This window comes from Novosphingobium sp. JCM 18896, assembly GCF_025938095.1.
Classification (GTDB): Bacteria; Pseudomonadota; Alphaproteobacteria; order Sphingomonadales; family Sphingomonadaceae; genus Novosphingobium.
Genome location: NZ_JAPCZF010000005.1, coordinates 444,267 through 457,529, shown reverse-complemented (window position 1 = coordinate 457,529; position 13,263 = coordinate 444,267). Strand labels below are relative to the sequence as shown.

At 68.3% G+C, this 13,263-nt stretch carries 11 protein-coding genes and 1 pseudogene; 3 read left to right on the top strand and 9 right to left on the bottom strand.

Going from position 1 to position 13,263, the window contains the following annotated elements; genetic code table 11:
• Positions 1 to 63 precede the first annotated feature (63 nt).
• Positions 64 to 519, top strand: a complete 456-nt coding sequence (locus OLX23_RS19355) for a winged helix-turn-helix transcriptional regulator (RefSeq protein ID WP_264446694.1) — start codon at positions 64 to 66, stop codon at positions 517 to 519.
• A gap of 148 nt (positions 520 to 667) precedes the next feature.
• Here OLX23_RS19355 and ligA read toward each other — a convergent pair whose 3' ends face one another.
• The 7 genes from ligA to OLX23_RS19320 form a co-directional block, all read right to left on the bottom strand.
• The gene (ligA, locus tag OLX23_RS19350; RefSeq protein WP_264446693.1) at positions 668 to 2,803 is read right to left on the bottom strand and encodes an NAD-dependent DNA ligase LigA; all 2,136 of its coding nucleotides are present in this window, start codon (positions 2,801 to 2,803) and stop codon (positions 668 to 670) included.
• 10 nt (positions 2,804 to 2,813) lie between these two features.
• The gene (locus tag OLX23_RS19345; protein ID WP_264446692.1) at positions 2,814 to 3,467 is read right to left on the bottom strand and encodes a hypothetical protein; all 654 of its coding nucleotides are present in this window, start codon (positions 3,465 to 3,467) and stop codon (positions 2,814 to 2,816) included.
• Positions 3,464 to 5,128, bottom strand: a complete 1,665-nt coding sequence (gene recN / locus OLX23_RS19340) for a DNA repair protein RecN (RefSeq protein ID WP_264446691.1) — start codon at positions 5,126 to 5,128, stop codon at positions 3,464 to 3,466. Before recN ends, OLX23_RS19345 begins: the two co-directional genes overlap by 4 nt.
• Before the next feature lie 36 nt (positions 5,129 to 5,164).
• Positions 5,165 to 5,608 (bottom strand): RrF2 family transcriptional regulator, encoded by a 444-nt coding sequence (locus tag OLX23_RS19335; RefSeq protein ID WP_264446690.1) that lies wholly within the window; start codon positions 5,606 to 5,608, stop codon positions 5,165 to 5,167.
• 103 nt (positions 5,609 to 5,711) lie between these two features.
• The gene (locus tag OLX23_RS19330; protein WP_264446689.1) at positions 5,712 to 6,509 is read right to left on the bottom strand and encodes an outer membrane protein assembly factor BamD; all 798 of its coding nucleotides are present in this window, start codon (positions 6,507 to 6,509) and stop codon (positions 5,712 to 5,714) included.
• Between the two features lie 67 nt (positions 6,510 to 6,576).
• Positions 6,577 to 7,863 carry a hypothetical protein gene (locus OLX23_RS19325; protein ID WP_264446688.1) on the bottom strand — a complete coding sequence of 429 codons (1,287 nt, stop codon included), beginning with the start codon at positions 7,861 to 7,863 and terminating at the stop codon, positions 6,577 to 6,579.
• A gap of 2 nt (positions 7,864 to 7,865) precedes the next feature.
• Complete coding sequence (locus OLX23_RS19320) at positions 7,866 to 8,429, bottom strand: TetR/AcrR family transcriptional regulator (RefSeq protein ID WP_264446687.1); 564 nt, start codon at positions 8,427 to 8,429, stop codon at positions 7,866 to 7,868.
• 85 nt (positions 8,430 to 8,514) lie between these two features.
• On the opposite strand from OLX23_RS19320, the gene OLX23_RS19315 reads away from it, so the two are divergent.
• Positions 8,515 to 10,575: a molybdopterin-dependent oxidoreductase gene (locus tag OLX23_RS19315; protein WP_264446686.1), complete on the top strand. Its 2,061-nt coding sequence runs from the start codon at positions 8,515 to 8,517 to the stop codon at positions 10,573 to 10,575.
• A gap of 202 nt (positions 10,576 to 10,777) precedes the next feature.
• Positions 10,778 to 11,038 (top strand): annotated as a pseudogene (locus OLX23_RS19310) (endonuclease domain-containing protein); the annotation flags it as partial.
• Positions 11,039 to 11,120: 82 nt separating this feature from the next.
• Here the strand turns inward: OLX23_RS19310 and OLX23_RS19305 are convergent.
• Entirely contained in the window at positions 11,121 to 11,990 is an 870-nt protein-coding gene (locus OLX23_RS19305; protein WP_264446685.1) for an SDR family NAD(P)-dependent oxidoreductase, read from the bottom strand.
• A gap of 146 nt (positions 11,991 to 12,136) precedes the next feature.
• Positions 12,137 to 12,985: a TauD/TfdA dioxygenase family protein gene (locus OLX23_RS19300; protein WP_264446684.1), complete on the bottom strand. Its 849-nt coding sequence runs from the start codon at positions 12,983 to 12,985 to the stop codon at positions 12,137 to 12,139.
• Between the last annotated feature and the right edge of the window lie 278 nt (positions 12,986 to 13,263).

Genomic DNA, 13,263 nt, shown 5'->3' with positions numbered 1-13,263 from the left:
TCCTGAATTCGACTCGATGTCGAGTGACTTGCATTTTGATAGTTATGTCGCTATCGTTCTGCAATGGACACCGAGAAATATTCCGCCGGCCCCTGCCCCCTCGCCCGTGCGTTGCTGCGCGTCGGCGACGCCTGGTCGATGATGATCCTGCGCGATGCGGGCTTCGGCGCGACGCGGTTCGACCAGTTCCGCACCAGCCTGGGCATCGCCCCCAACATCCTGACCAAGCGGCTCGCCGCCCTGACTGAGGACGGCCTGCTCGAGAAGCGGCGCTACAGCCAGCGCCCGCCGCGCGACGAATACGTCCTGACCGAGCGCGGCCGCGATCTGCTGCCGATCCTCTCCGCGCTCGGCGCCTGGGGACGCAGGCACTTCGGCGAAGGCTGCCTCAACGTCATGACCGACGGCACGACCGGTGCGGAGATCGAGCCCTTGGTGGTCGACCGCGTCAGCGGCACCCCGCTGGCCGATATGGAACTGCGCATGGTCGCGCCCGAGGAGCCCGTGTCGCCGAGTTGATGAACTCGGCCACCCAACACCGCTCACCCTGAGCTTGTCGAAGGGCTGCTCTTGTTTTGAGGCCGAGCGCTGGCGGAAAAAAGGGCAGTGCTTCGACAAGCTCAGCATGAGCGGAATTGGGGGCGAGCGAACGGTACCCCCGAACGCCCTACCCCGCCGCCTTGAAGATCTCCGCCCAGGCTGCCTCGTCGATCACTTCGACACCGAGCTTCTCGGCCTGCTTGAGCTTCGAGCCGGCACCCGGTCCTGCGACGACCAGATCGGTCTTGGCGCTGACCGAACCCGCCGCGCGCGCGCCGAGTGCTTCGGCCTGGGCCTTGGCCTCGTCGCGGCTCATCGTCTCGAGCTTGCCGGTGAAGACCACGGTCTTGCCCGCGACCGCGCTGGCCTTGGTCTCGACCACGTAGTCGGGCGGCGCGACTTCGGAGAGCAGGTCTTCCCATACCGCGACGTTGTGCGGCTCGTGGAAGAAGTCGCCGAGCGCCTCGACCACGACCGGGCCGACGCCCTCGATCGAGAGCAGTTCGGCCTTGGCCTCGTTGGCGACATTGCCTTCGGCGTCGGCCTCCTCGATGCGCGCCTGCTGCGCGACCTCGCGCAAGGCCGGCAGGGTGACGAAGCGCTTGAGCAGGTCGCGCGCGGTCACCGCACCGACATGGCGGATGCCCAGACCGAACAGCAGCCGCGCGGCGTCTGGCGTGCGCTTGGCCTCGATCGCCGCGAGCAGGTTGTCGACCGACTTGTCCTTCCATCCCTCGCGCCCGACGATCTCCGAACGGCGCTTGCGCAGGCGGAAGATGTCGGCGGGGCTTTCGAGCCAGCCCTCGCCGAAGAATTCGGCGATCGTCTTGTCGCCGAGCCCCTCGATATCGAGAGCCCCGCGGCTGACGAAATGTTTGAGGCGTTCGGTCCGCTGCGCCGGGCAGATCAGGCCGCCCGTGCAGCGCACGTCGACCTCGCCCTCCTCGGCGACGGCCTCGGACTGGCACTCGGGGCAGTGATCGGGGAAGTGGTAGGCCGCGCGCGCTTCCTCGCGCGTCAGGTTCTCGACCACCTGCGGAATCACGTCACCCGCGCGCTGGAGGACGATGCGATCGCCCACGCGCAGGCCGAGCCGGCCGATCTCGTCGCGGTTGTGCAGGGTGACGTTGGTGACGGTGACGCCGCCGACCAGCACGGGCTTGAGCCGCCCGACCGGGGTCAGCTTGCCCGTGCGGCCGACCTGGATGTCGATCGCCTCGATCGTCGTCTCGGCCTTCTCGGCGGGGAACTTGTGCGCCATGGCCCAGCGCGGCGCCTTGGCGACGAAGCCCAGCCGGCCCTGCCATTCGAGGCTGTCGACCTTGTAGACGACGCCGTCGATGTCGAACGGCAGCGCGGCGCGGCCCTCGCGAATCGCACGGTAGTGCGCGAGCATCTCCGCGACCGAATGGCAGCGCACGAAGGCGGGCGAAACGCGCAGCCCCCATTCGGCGATCTGGCCCATCATGCCGAACTGCGTGCTCGCCGGCACTTCGCTCGCCGCGCCCCAGCCGTGCGCGAGGAAGCGCAGCGGGCGTTTCGCCGTCACGCTCGCGTCCTTCTGGCGCAGCGAACCGGCCGCGGCGTTGCGCGGATTGGCGAACTGGCGAATCTTGGCGGGATCGAATTCCTCACCCTTGCTCTCGGCCAGCGCGCGGCCCTCGGCCATCAGCTGCTCGTTGAGCGCGAGGAAGGCGGCCTTTTCCATATAGACCTCGCCGCGCACCTCGAAGACCGCGGGCACGGTGCCGTGCAACTGCTGCGGGATGTCGGGAATGTGCGCAACGTTCGGCGTGACGTCCTCGCCGACCTGGCCGTCGCCGCGCGTCGCCGCGCGGACCAGCTTGCCCGCCTCGTAGCGCAGCGAGCACGACAGGCCGTCGATCTTGTCCTCGGCGGTCATCGTCACCGGCGCGTCCTCGGTCAGGGCCAGGAAGCGGCGCACGCGCGCGACGAATTCCTCGACCTCCTCGTCCGAGAAGGCGTTGTCGAGGCTCATCATGCGCTGTTCGTGCGTGACCTTGCTCAGCGGCGAGGCGGCGATCTCGTGGCCGACCTTGCGGCTCGGGCTGTCGGCGCGGATCAGCTGCGGAAAGGCCGCCTCGAGCTCGGCATTGCGGCGCACCAGCGCGTCGTATTCGGCGTCGCTGATCTCGGGCGCATCCTCGGCGTGGTAGAGCCGGTCGGCGCGCGCGATCTGGCGGGCCAGCCGCATCAGTTCGTTGGCGGCTTCGGCCTCGCCCAGCTGGAGCGGGTCGTTCATCTGCGGCTCCTCAGAAATCCACGTGCGCCGGCGGCGGCTGCTTGTCGAAGGCTTCGCCGGCGAAAGGTCCGTCGCGCCGCACCCAGTGCAGGAACAGGTGCGCCGACCAGCGGTTGGGGTTGGGTGTGGTGCGCCCGTGGTGGTGATGGACGCCCTGATAGAGCACCGCATCGCCCGTGGTCATCGCCATGGCGCCGGCATCTTCCTCGGGCGCGAAAGCCATGTCGGCGCGTTCATAGGGCGTTTCGATCGGCCGCCGCGCCACTTCGAGCGGCCAGGGTCGGTCGTCGGCCGCGCCGAGCATCAGCGAGACGCTGTGCTCGCAGGCCGGGCGATCGCCGTGGACGCGACAGATGTCACCCGCGCGGTAGATGCGGAAATAGCAGTAGGACGGCAGCAGGTCCTCGCCGGTCAGCGCCGCGACGGTGCCGGTCAGCCCCCAGTGGAAGGCGGCGAACATCGGATAGTGGTAGCCGTAGATCTCGACCGCCGGCCGCGCGAGCAGCGGCCCGTCCTTGGCCAACCGCGCGAAATCGACCTTCTGCCGACCGAGATCGACCTTGAGCCGCGCCAGCATGCCCGTCGCCACCTCGCGCGGCAGCAGCCCCGGCAGCGGCAGGTAACCCTGGCTGCGATAGGGCGCGGGATCGGGCAGCGTGGTCACACGCCCTCCAGCAGCCGATCGGCCTGGGCGCGCGCCTCGGCGGTGATCTCGGCGCCCGAGAGCATGCGCGCGATCTCCTCTTGACGGCCCGCGGCGTCGAGCAGGGTCACGCCGGTACGGGTGACCGTGCCCTCGCTCGACTTGGCGATGACGTAGTGGCGATTGCCGCGCGCGGCGACCTGGGGGCTGTGGGTGACCGCGAGCAACTGCCCGTCCGAAGCCAGCCGCGCCAGGCGATCGCCGATCGCCGAAGCGACCGCACCGCCGACGCCGCGGTCGATCTCGTCGAAGATCACCGTCGCCGCGCCGCCCTCTTCGGCCAGCGCGACCTTGAGCGCGAGGATGAAGCGTGACAGCTCGCCGCCCGAGGCGATCTTGCCGAGCCCCGCGAAGTCGGCGCCGGGATTGGTGGCGATGAGGAATTCGACTGCGTCCATGCCGCCGGGGCCCCAGCGATCCTCGGGCAGGCGCAGCACGGCGGTGCGGAAGCGCGCGGCATCGAGCTTGAGCGGCGCGAGCTCGGCCGCGACCGCCTTGTCGAGCCGCTGCGCCGCCTCGATGCGCACGACCGACAGCGCCTCGGCCTTGGCGCCATAGTCGAGCGCCGCGACCTGTGCCGCCTGTTCGAGCCCGGCGATCTCGGCCTCGCCGCCCTCGATGGCATCCAGGGCAGCGCGCATCGCGGCCATGCGCTCGGGCAGGTCGTCGACCTGGCAGGCATGCTTGCGCGCGGCGGCGCGCAGGTCGAACAGCCGCGTCTCGATGCGGTCGAGCGCGGCCGGATCGAACGACAGCGCCTCGATCGCGCGGCCGATGCGATCCTCGGCCTCGCTCGCCTCGATCACCGCGCGGTCGAGCGATTCGAGCGCTTCGGCCAGCAGGGGATGCTCCTCGGCGATGCGGTCGAGCCGGCGCGCCGCACCGCGCAGCGCGGCCAGCGCCGAATCCGATCCCGACCACAGATGCTGCAGCGCCGACAGGTCGTCGGACAGCTTCTCGCCCTTCTGCATCGCCGCGCGGGCTTCGGCGAGCTGCTCCTCCTCGCCCGCCTCGGGCGCGAGCGCGGTCAGCTCGGCGAGATGTGCGAGCAGCAGGTCCTGGTCGGTCGCCGCCTGCTCGACCCGCGCGCGCGCCGCGGCCAGGGCGTCCTCCGCCGCGCGCCAGCTGCGCCAGGCGGCCTCGAGCCCGGCGGCATCGGCGCGCGCATAGCGATCGACGAGGGCGCGGTGGCCGCGCGGATTGACCAGGCCGCGGTCGTCGTGCTGGCCGTGGAGCTCGACGAGGAAGCCGGCGAGCTCGCGCAACAGCGCGACACCCACGGGCTGGTCGTTGATGAAAGCCTTCGACCCGCCATCCGCCTTGAGCTGGCGCTTGACGATCAGCGGCTCGCCGGGCTCGATTTCCACCTCGGCGTCATCGAGGATCGCTGCGATGCCCCCCGGCAGCTTGCCGAATTCGAAGCTCGCGGTGACGCTGGCCTTGTCCTCGCCGGCGCGGACCAGGCCGCTGTCGGCGCGGTTGCCGAGCACGAGCCCCAGCGCGTCGAGCAGGATCGACTTGCCCGCGCCGGTCTCGCCGGTAAGCACGCCGAGACCGCGCGCGAAATCGAGGTCGAGCGCTTCGATCAGTACGATGTTGCGGATGGAAAGGCGGGTCAGCATGTTCGCGGGACGTTCTAGCGCAGCGAAATCAGATCGTCACTCGACTTCGGTGCCTTCGAACGGCGGCACCAAGGTGATCGGATCGGCGAGCGAAACCTTGTCGAGCATGTCGGCCATCTCGTCGCGCAGGGTCAGCATCAGCCCGCGCAGCCGGCATTCGGCCTCGGGCAGGCAGTTCGTGCAATGCTCGTGGGCGTTGCGCGCGGCGCAAGGCACCAGCGCCAGGCTGCCGCGCGTCAGGCGGATGATGTCGCCATAGCGGATGTCGAGCGGCGACAGCGCGAGTTCGTAGCCGCCCTCGCGGCCGCGGTGCGAAATGACCAGGCCCTCGCGCACCATTTCGGAGAGGATGACGGTGAGGAACTTGCGCGGGATGTTCTGCGCTTCGGCGATGGCATCCAGGCGCACGGGCCCCTGCTGCCAGGTGTCCGACAGGTGCTGAAGGGCGCGGATCGTGTAGCGTGTCTTCTGCGAGAGCATGTGCCCTCACTCAGCGCGCGCTCACGCGAAATGTCAACTTGGGGAGTAGAAACGGACGGGGATTTGTTCTTCCCCGTGTCGCTCAGGCCTCAGCTCCTGCCCGTCAGCTCGTCGTCGTGCCGGGCGCGTGCTTGCCCATCAGCTCGTAGGCCTTCTTGTACCACTCGCTGTCGGGATAGTTGTTGCCGAGCACGGCAGCGGCTTTCTGCGCCTCTTCGGGCACGCCCAGCGAAAGGTAGGACTCGACCAGGCGGAACAGCGCCTCGGGCGTGTGGCTGGTGGTCTGATAATTGTCGACGACGTTGCGGAAGCGCAGGGTCGCGGCGACCCAGCGGCCGGTGCGCTCGTAGAGCCGGCCGATCGTCATTTCCTTGCCCGCGAGGTGATCGTTGACGAGGTCGATCTTGAGCCGCGCGTCGCTGGCATAGCGCGTGTTCGGATAGCGGCGCGTGACCTCGGTAAGTGCGGTCTTGGCCTGGAGCGTGATCTTCTGATCGCGCGTCACGTCGCTGATCTGCTCGTAGTAGCAGAGCGCGATCAGGTAATAGGCGTAAGGCGCGTCCTTGTTGCCCGGGTGGATCGACAGGAAGCGCTGCGCCGACTGGATCGACTTGGTGTAGTCGCGCGCGACGTAATAGGAAAACGCACTCATCAGCTGCGCGCGGCGCGCCCAGGGCGAATAGGGATGCTGACGCTCGACCTCGTCGAACAGCGCCGCGGCCTGGCGCGTATCGCCCCGATCGAGGCGGGTCTTGGCGGCGGCGTAGAGCGTGTCGACGTCGCGCGCGACATAGGCGGTATCGCGGTTCTTGCCCCCTCGCCCGCCACAACCGGCGGTGAGCAGCATGGCGCCGGTGGCGACGGCAAGGACGGTGAGCTTCAGCGGCGATCGATCGAGCATGGCGGGGTCTATAACCAGCGGTGTGCTGAACGCCAAGTGAAGTTGCGCGGGTGTAAACAGACCCGATTCAGACCAGTGACCGCATCGCGTCCAGGCTCGCGCCGAAATCGCGGCGGGCCCAGAGGTCGAGAAAATTGGTCGAAACGTGGAGGAAGCCGCGGACCACGGGGTCGCGGTCGATCAGCGGGTCGCGCGGGCCGCTGGCCGAGGCCGCCTCGGGCAGGCGCGCGGTGAGCAGGGCCGGGAATTCGAGCATCAGCGCGAGGCCGAGCATGGCGACCGACAGGTCGAAGTGCAGGTCGAGCCGGTCGCGCGGCAGTTCGGGACCACCCCGCGCCGCCAGTTCGCGCGCGAAGAGGTCGAGCAGGTCGTCGAGATCGGCTTCGAGCATCGCGCCCTCGGCTGCCGAGAGGCCGCCCCAGAGGCCGTAAGCGAGGTTCATCTGGCGGGCCATGCCCCAGTCGAGCAGGCCGCAGCGCAGGACACCGGCGGCATCGCGCCAGAACCAGGCGTTGTCGATGTTGGTGTTCCAGTGCGTCAACGCGACGAAGCGCGGATCGGCGTGGAGGAAACGGCGCACCGCGGCTTCGTGGCGCTGGAAAGCCAGCGCGTCGCGTTCGAGCCGCTCTATGAAGCCCGGCGCCCGGACCGCGGGCGGGAACAGCTGCGGGCTGCCCTGCACCAGCGCACCGATCGCCGCGACCCTGGCGCGGATCTGCGCGGGCTCCTGCGGGATCGGAAGGTCGGCCGCGGCGGCGGCTTCATCCCAGGGGAACAGCCGTTCGAGCTCGGGCGACAGCGCCCCGCGATGCTGCGCGGCGGCGAGCGCCGCGAGCGCGGTCACGGTCGCCTGGTAGTGTTCGAGCGCGTTGGGCAGCTCGTGATCGCGGCACTTCGCGCGCAGCGGTTCGAGCCCGCCTTCGCCGAAAGCAATCTGCTGGGTGATCAGCAGGCCCGAGCCGCTGGCGGGATCGAAGTCGGCGAAATAGGGCTTGGCCACGGCGACCGGAAACGCCGGCAGTCGCGCCAGCTCGGCGAGCCGCACTTCGGCCTCGAGCTCGTGGCGACGGCGGTCGCGGAAGGCATCGGCGAAGTCGCGCGACAGCTTGACGAAAAGCCCCGTGTGCAGCGCCGGATCGGGCCTGGCATATTCGACGCTGAGCAGCAGCTTCTGCCCCGAATTGCCGGCATGGCACGGTTCCGCAGCGACGATCCGCGCGACGGCGTTGTCTGCCGGCAGCGAGCCGAAGGCGTGAAAGGCGCGCGTCAGGAACGCGGCGCCAGCTTCTTGCAGCGCTTCGGGATGTGTCGGCATCGCCAGGCCCGTGGCCCGACCGGTCGCGAAGTCCTCCACCGTCAATCCTCGCCGTCGACGATCGCCTGGAGCGAACGCGCGAGCCAGCGCAGCGAATGGTCGGGGATCGTCTCGGGATAGAGACCGTCCATCTGGATGACGAAGCCCGTCATCAGCGCGAACAGGTCCATCGCGCGTTCGAGCGCGTGCGGCGGCCCCAGCCAGTCGACCAGCGGCTGGATCATGTGCTCACGCGAGACGCGGCGGGCAATCTCCTTCGCCTCGGGATCGGCGAGCGCGGTCACCAGCATGACGGTGATGTTGGTATTGCTGCGCTCGGGGATCAGCCGCGCCATCGCCTCGCCGAAGCCCACCTTCTGCCAGGTGAACACCGAGTTGGCGCGCAGGACGTGGACCAGCGCCTCCTCGAACAGCGCCGCCTTTGAGCCGAAGTAGCGGCTGACCAGCGAGGGCGCGACCTCGGCCTGGACCGCGATCTCGCGCAGGCCGGAATTGGCATAGCCCGAGCGTGTGAACACGTCGGCCGCGGCCGCGAGGATGCGCGCGCGCGTCTGCTCGAGATTGCGGCGCTTGGGCTCCGGTTTGTCGGCGAGAACGGACTCCATCGCCCCGGCCTATCAGAGTGCTTCCCGTTGACAAGGTTTCACAAGTGGCCGATTGACCACTTATTGGGATTTGGGAGTTCGAACCGTGGAAAATGCGGTCAGCAAGAAGACCTATTGCCGGATCTGCACCAACCAGTGCGGCATGGTCGTCGACGTCGCGCGCGACGAGGCCGGCATCGAGCAGATCGTCAAGATCCGCGCCGACCGCGAGCATCCGCTGAGCAAGGGCTACTCCTGCCCCAAGGGCCGTGCGATCGGCGGTATCCACCACCACCCCGATGCGATCACCCGGCCGATGATGCGCAAGCAGGGCGCGCTCGTCGAAGTGAGCTGGGACGAGGCGCTCGACGACATCGCCGCCAAGCTGCGCGGCGTGATCGACGCGCACGGCCCCCAGGCGATCGGCGTCTATTTCGGCAGCGGGCTCGGCATGGACGCCTCGGGCTATCGGCTGGTCGACACCTTCTACAAGGCGCTCGCCGAAAAGGGCGGCGTCGCCCCGCCCAAGTTCTCGCCGCTGACGATCGACGGCACGGCCAAGCTGCTCGTGGCGATGCAGGTCGGCGGCTTCCCCGGACTCAATCCCAAGACCGACGACAAGAACTGCGACATGCTGGTCTATGTCGGCACCAACCCGATGGTCAGCCACGGCCACAACACCGGCATGTTCAACCCCGCCGGCCCTATCCGCGCGATGGCCAGGCGCGGCGAAGTCTGGACGATCGACCCGCTGCTGACCGAGACCGCCAAGTTCTCGACCCGCCACATCCAGCCCTATCCGGGCAAGGACTATGCCGTGCTCGCCTGGCTGGCGCGCGAGATCATAGACGGCGGACCGATGACGCCGGCCCAGCCGATCCAGGGCCTCGACGACCTGCGCGCGGCCCTCGCCGGCTTCGACCTCGCCACGGCGGCCGAGATCGCCGGCGTGCCCGAGGCGGACCTGACCGACCTGCTCGCCGCGGTCCGTCGCAAGGGCCACGTCACGATCGAGACGGGCACCGGCGTGACCATGTCGAAAAGCGCCAACGTCACCGTCTGGCTCGGCTGGGTGATCAACATTCTGACCGGGCGGATGAACCGCGAGGGCGGCACCTGGTTCCATCCGGGCTTCATCACCCAGTTCGACAGCTTCGAACTGCCCGTACTCGACGATCCCTTCACCCCCGGCGCGCCGACCATGCCCGAGGTCTCGGGCATCTTCGGCGACTGGCCCTGCGCCGCCCTTCCCGGCGAGATCGCGGCGGGCAACATCCGCGCGATGATGAACTTCGGCGGCGCGCTGCTGCGCTCGTTCCCCGATGCCAACGTGCTGACGCCGCAGCTCGAAAGCCTCGACCTCCACGTCACTTTCGAGATCGTCGCCAACGAGACCACCGCGCTCTCGACCCACGTCCTGCCGACCAAGGACCAGGTCGAACGCCCCGACATCGCCTTCTGGGATACGTTGTCGGGCAGTCTGTCGATGATGCACACGCCCGCGCTCGTCGAACCGCAGGGCGAGCGCCGCTCGGCCTGGTGGGTGATCGCCGAGATCATGCGCCGGGTGGACCTGCCCCTGCCCGACTACGTGCCCGAGAGCGACCTCCAGCAGGGCGCCGACGAGGCCATGCTCGCCGCGCTGATGCCCTATGCCCGCGCCAGCTACGACGAGGTCGCGGCGAACGGCGCCGTGGTCCTGCCGATGGAATTCCCCGGCAAATGGGTCGACGCCCATATCGAGCGCATGGGCGGCTGGAAGCTCGCGCCGCCCGCGCTCGTCGGCTTCTGGCAGGAACTCCGCGCCGAGGACGAGGCCCTGCTCGGCCAGCCGCGCCCGCTGTGCTTCATCTCGCGTCGCCAGCGCCGCAAACTCAACGCCGCGCTGAGCTTCCTCGGCAGCCCCGCCGACATCATCCTCCACCCCGCCGACGCCGAGGCTAACGGGATCGTCCACGGCGATCCGGTGCGCGTCAGCACCACGCGCGGCGAGATCGTGCTGACCGCGAACGTCAGCGACACGATCCGCCGCGGCGTCGCCTCGATCCCGCACGGGCACGAGGCGGCGAACGTCAACCTGCTGACCAGCGTCGAGCAGGTCGACCGGCTGACGGGGATGGTGCTCTACACGGGGATCCCGATCGAAGTGGCACCGGTGGCGGCCTGAGCGGAGCGCGAAGGGAGGGGGCGGAAACGGATGCAATCGCCCTTCTCCCGCTGGCGGGAGAAGGATACGCAGGCTTGGCGCTTCAGCGCCTAGCCGGAGTTGGATGAGGGTGGCGATCACACGTCGCACCAATTCTCACGCACGCCAGCTCAGGCGTGACATGACCGATGCCGAACGACGGCTTTGATATTGCCTCAGGGATCGCCGGTTCGCGGGCTGGAAGTTCCGCCGGCAAGTGTCCGTAGGGCCATTCGTAGCGGACTTCCTCTGTCACTCCGCAAGGCTGATTATAGAGGTCGATGGCGGCCAGCACGGGAACGAAATCGACGCGCGGCGGACGGCCTTTCTCGAGCGAGCAGGCTATCGCGTGGTGCGGTTCTGGAACAACGAAGTGCTGGAGAACAACGACGGCGTTCTGCGAGCCATCGATAATGCGCTAAACCACCCTCACCGCTGCGACTAAGCCGCTACGCGGCCAAGTCTCGCGCCTCTCCCGCCGAGCGGGAGAGGGTTGGAGCTTGGGATGAAGGTTGCGCGGCCGCCGCTCACTTAACCTTGTAGGCGCCGTACTCCACCGGCGCGATGCCGGTCGCCTCGCGGAACGAGGGCGCGAACTGGCCGCCGAGGTCGGTGATGCCGTAGTGCTTGGCCATGTCGGCGCCGACCAGGGTCTTGCCGTTGTAGTCGAGCAGCTTGGGATCGTTGTAGAGCGCCCAGGCGACGTGGCCGGTGAGCCCGGTGGATTCGAGCTGGCCTTCGAGGTGTTTGAACTTCTCGGGCTCGGCCGCCATCATCTCGAGCAGGCGTTCCGAGGTCAGCGCGCCCATCCAGATCGACACGGCGGCGACCTTGGAACCGGCATCGGCGAAGTCGACGCCCATGTCGAAGGCCATCTTGTCCATGCCGGCCTTGTGCGCGCCGTAGGCCGGGCCGAAGCAGTAGTGCATCGCGCCGGGCGACGAGGTGAACAGGATCAGACCGCGATCTTGCTTCACCATGTGCGGCGCGACGTGCCAGCTCGCGACGAAGCCCGAACGCACGCCGACGTTGATCATGTCGCCGATCTTGAGCGGCTTTTCCCAGAAGTTTCCGGGCATCGACAGCTCGTCGTAGATGGCGCAGGCGTTGTTGATCAGGATGTCGACCCGGCCCTGCTCGGCGATCACGCGTTCGACCAGCGCCGCGACTTCCTCGTCCTTGCTGCTGTCGCAGGCGACCGCGATGCCCTGGCCGCCGGCCGCGGTCACCTCGGCCGCGGTGGCGTGGATCGTCCCCGGCATCGAGGCCTGGCCTTCCTTCTGCGAACGGCCGGTGACGTAGACGATCGCCCCGTGCGAGCCGAGCGCCGTGGCGATGCCCCTGCCCGCTCCGCGGCTCGAGCCGGTGACGATCGCGACGGGTGGCTGGGTCATCATGTCTCTCCCTGATTTCGATTCGTCAGGTTGTTAGCGACGTGCGCCGGGAGCGGTCAATCTCCGGATACGCCGCTCCAGCACCTGCCACCACCGTCATCCCCGCGCAGGCGGGGATGACGATCAAAGGGCTGTCTAGCGAAGCACCCTCAAGCGAAGGCTTCTTCGCCCTCGAGCTTGGTCCGCATCATCAGCCGGCCGCTCTTGTGGTCGTAGGGCAGCGCTCGGTGCATGGTGCCGGTGTTGTCCCAGATCACCATGTCGCCGAGCTTCCAGGTGTGGCGATAGGAGAACTGCTCCTGCGTCGCCCAGTCGCGCAGGCGGACGAGCAACGACTCGCTTTCGGTCGGGTCCTTGCCGAGAACCGACAGCGCGGTCGCGCCGAGGACCAGCGACTTGCGGCCCGAGCGATGCTTCCACACCAAGGGCAGCGTGTTCTTGCCGCGCGACTGCCACTGCTGGAGCAGCGCATAGCTCGGCTCGGGATTCACGTAGAGCTGCGAACGCCACATCGCGTGGTCGACCTGCAGCCCCTCGATCGCGGCCTTGTCTTCCTCGGGCAGTTCGTCCCAGGCGGCATAGGTGTTGCAGAAGTCGGTCTCGCCGCCGACCGGCGCGAGCGCACGCGCGCTCATGATCGAGGCGAGGATCGGCTTGTCCGACATCGTGCCGTCGAGGTGCCAGAAGAAGGCGCCCTTCAGGTATTCGGCGATCGGGTTGATGCTCGAATCCATGGTGATCGGATAGACCGCATCCTTGCCGCCCGCGGCCTCGCCGTCCTCGTGCGCGAAAGTGCCGAGCGTGTGGGTGAAGGCGATCTGCTCGTCGTCGGTCAGGTTGATCTCGGGGAAGACGATGACCCCGCGGCGCTCCATGATCTCGCGGATCTCGCTCGCGCGCTCGCCCGACAGCAGGGTCGCCTTGTCGGTGTGGATCGCCGAGCCGATCTTCGGCGCGACGTCGGTGACTTCCCAGCGTGAGGATACGGCCGTGGCCATCTTCGTGTTCTCCCAAATGCCTTGCCGGCGTTCTTGTTGAACACTTGTACAGCGCGACGCGCGCGAGCGTCAACGCGAAAGGGGCAGGCCCGATCGCGAGCAGATGCTCCTTAGCTGTCGCCCCTGCGAAGGCAGGGGCCCAACCAAGCTCTCGTCCTGCTACGAAGGCTGCAAGAAGGCTCGGTCAGATGGGCCCCTGCCTTCGCAGGGGCGACGAGATAGTGGGGCAAAGCGTTTTGATGACGGAACGTCCTGGACGGGATAGCCCACCGCGAAAC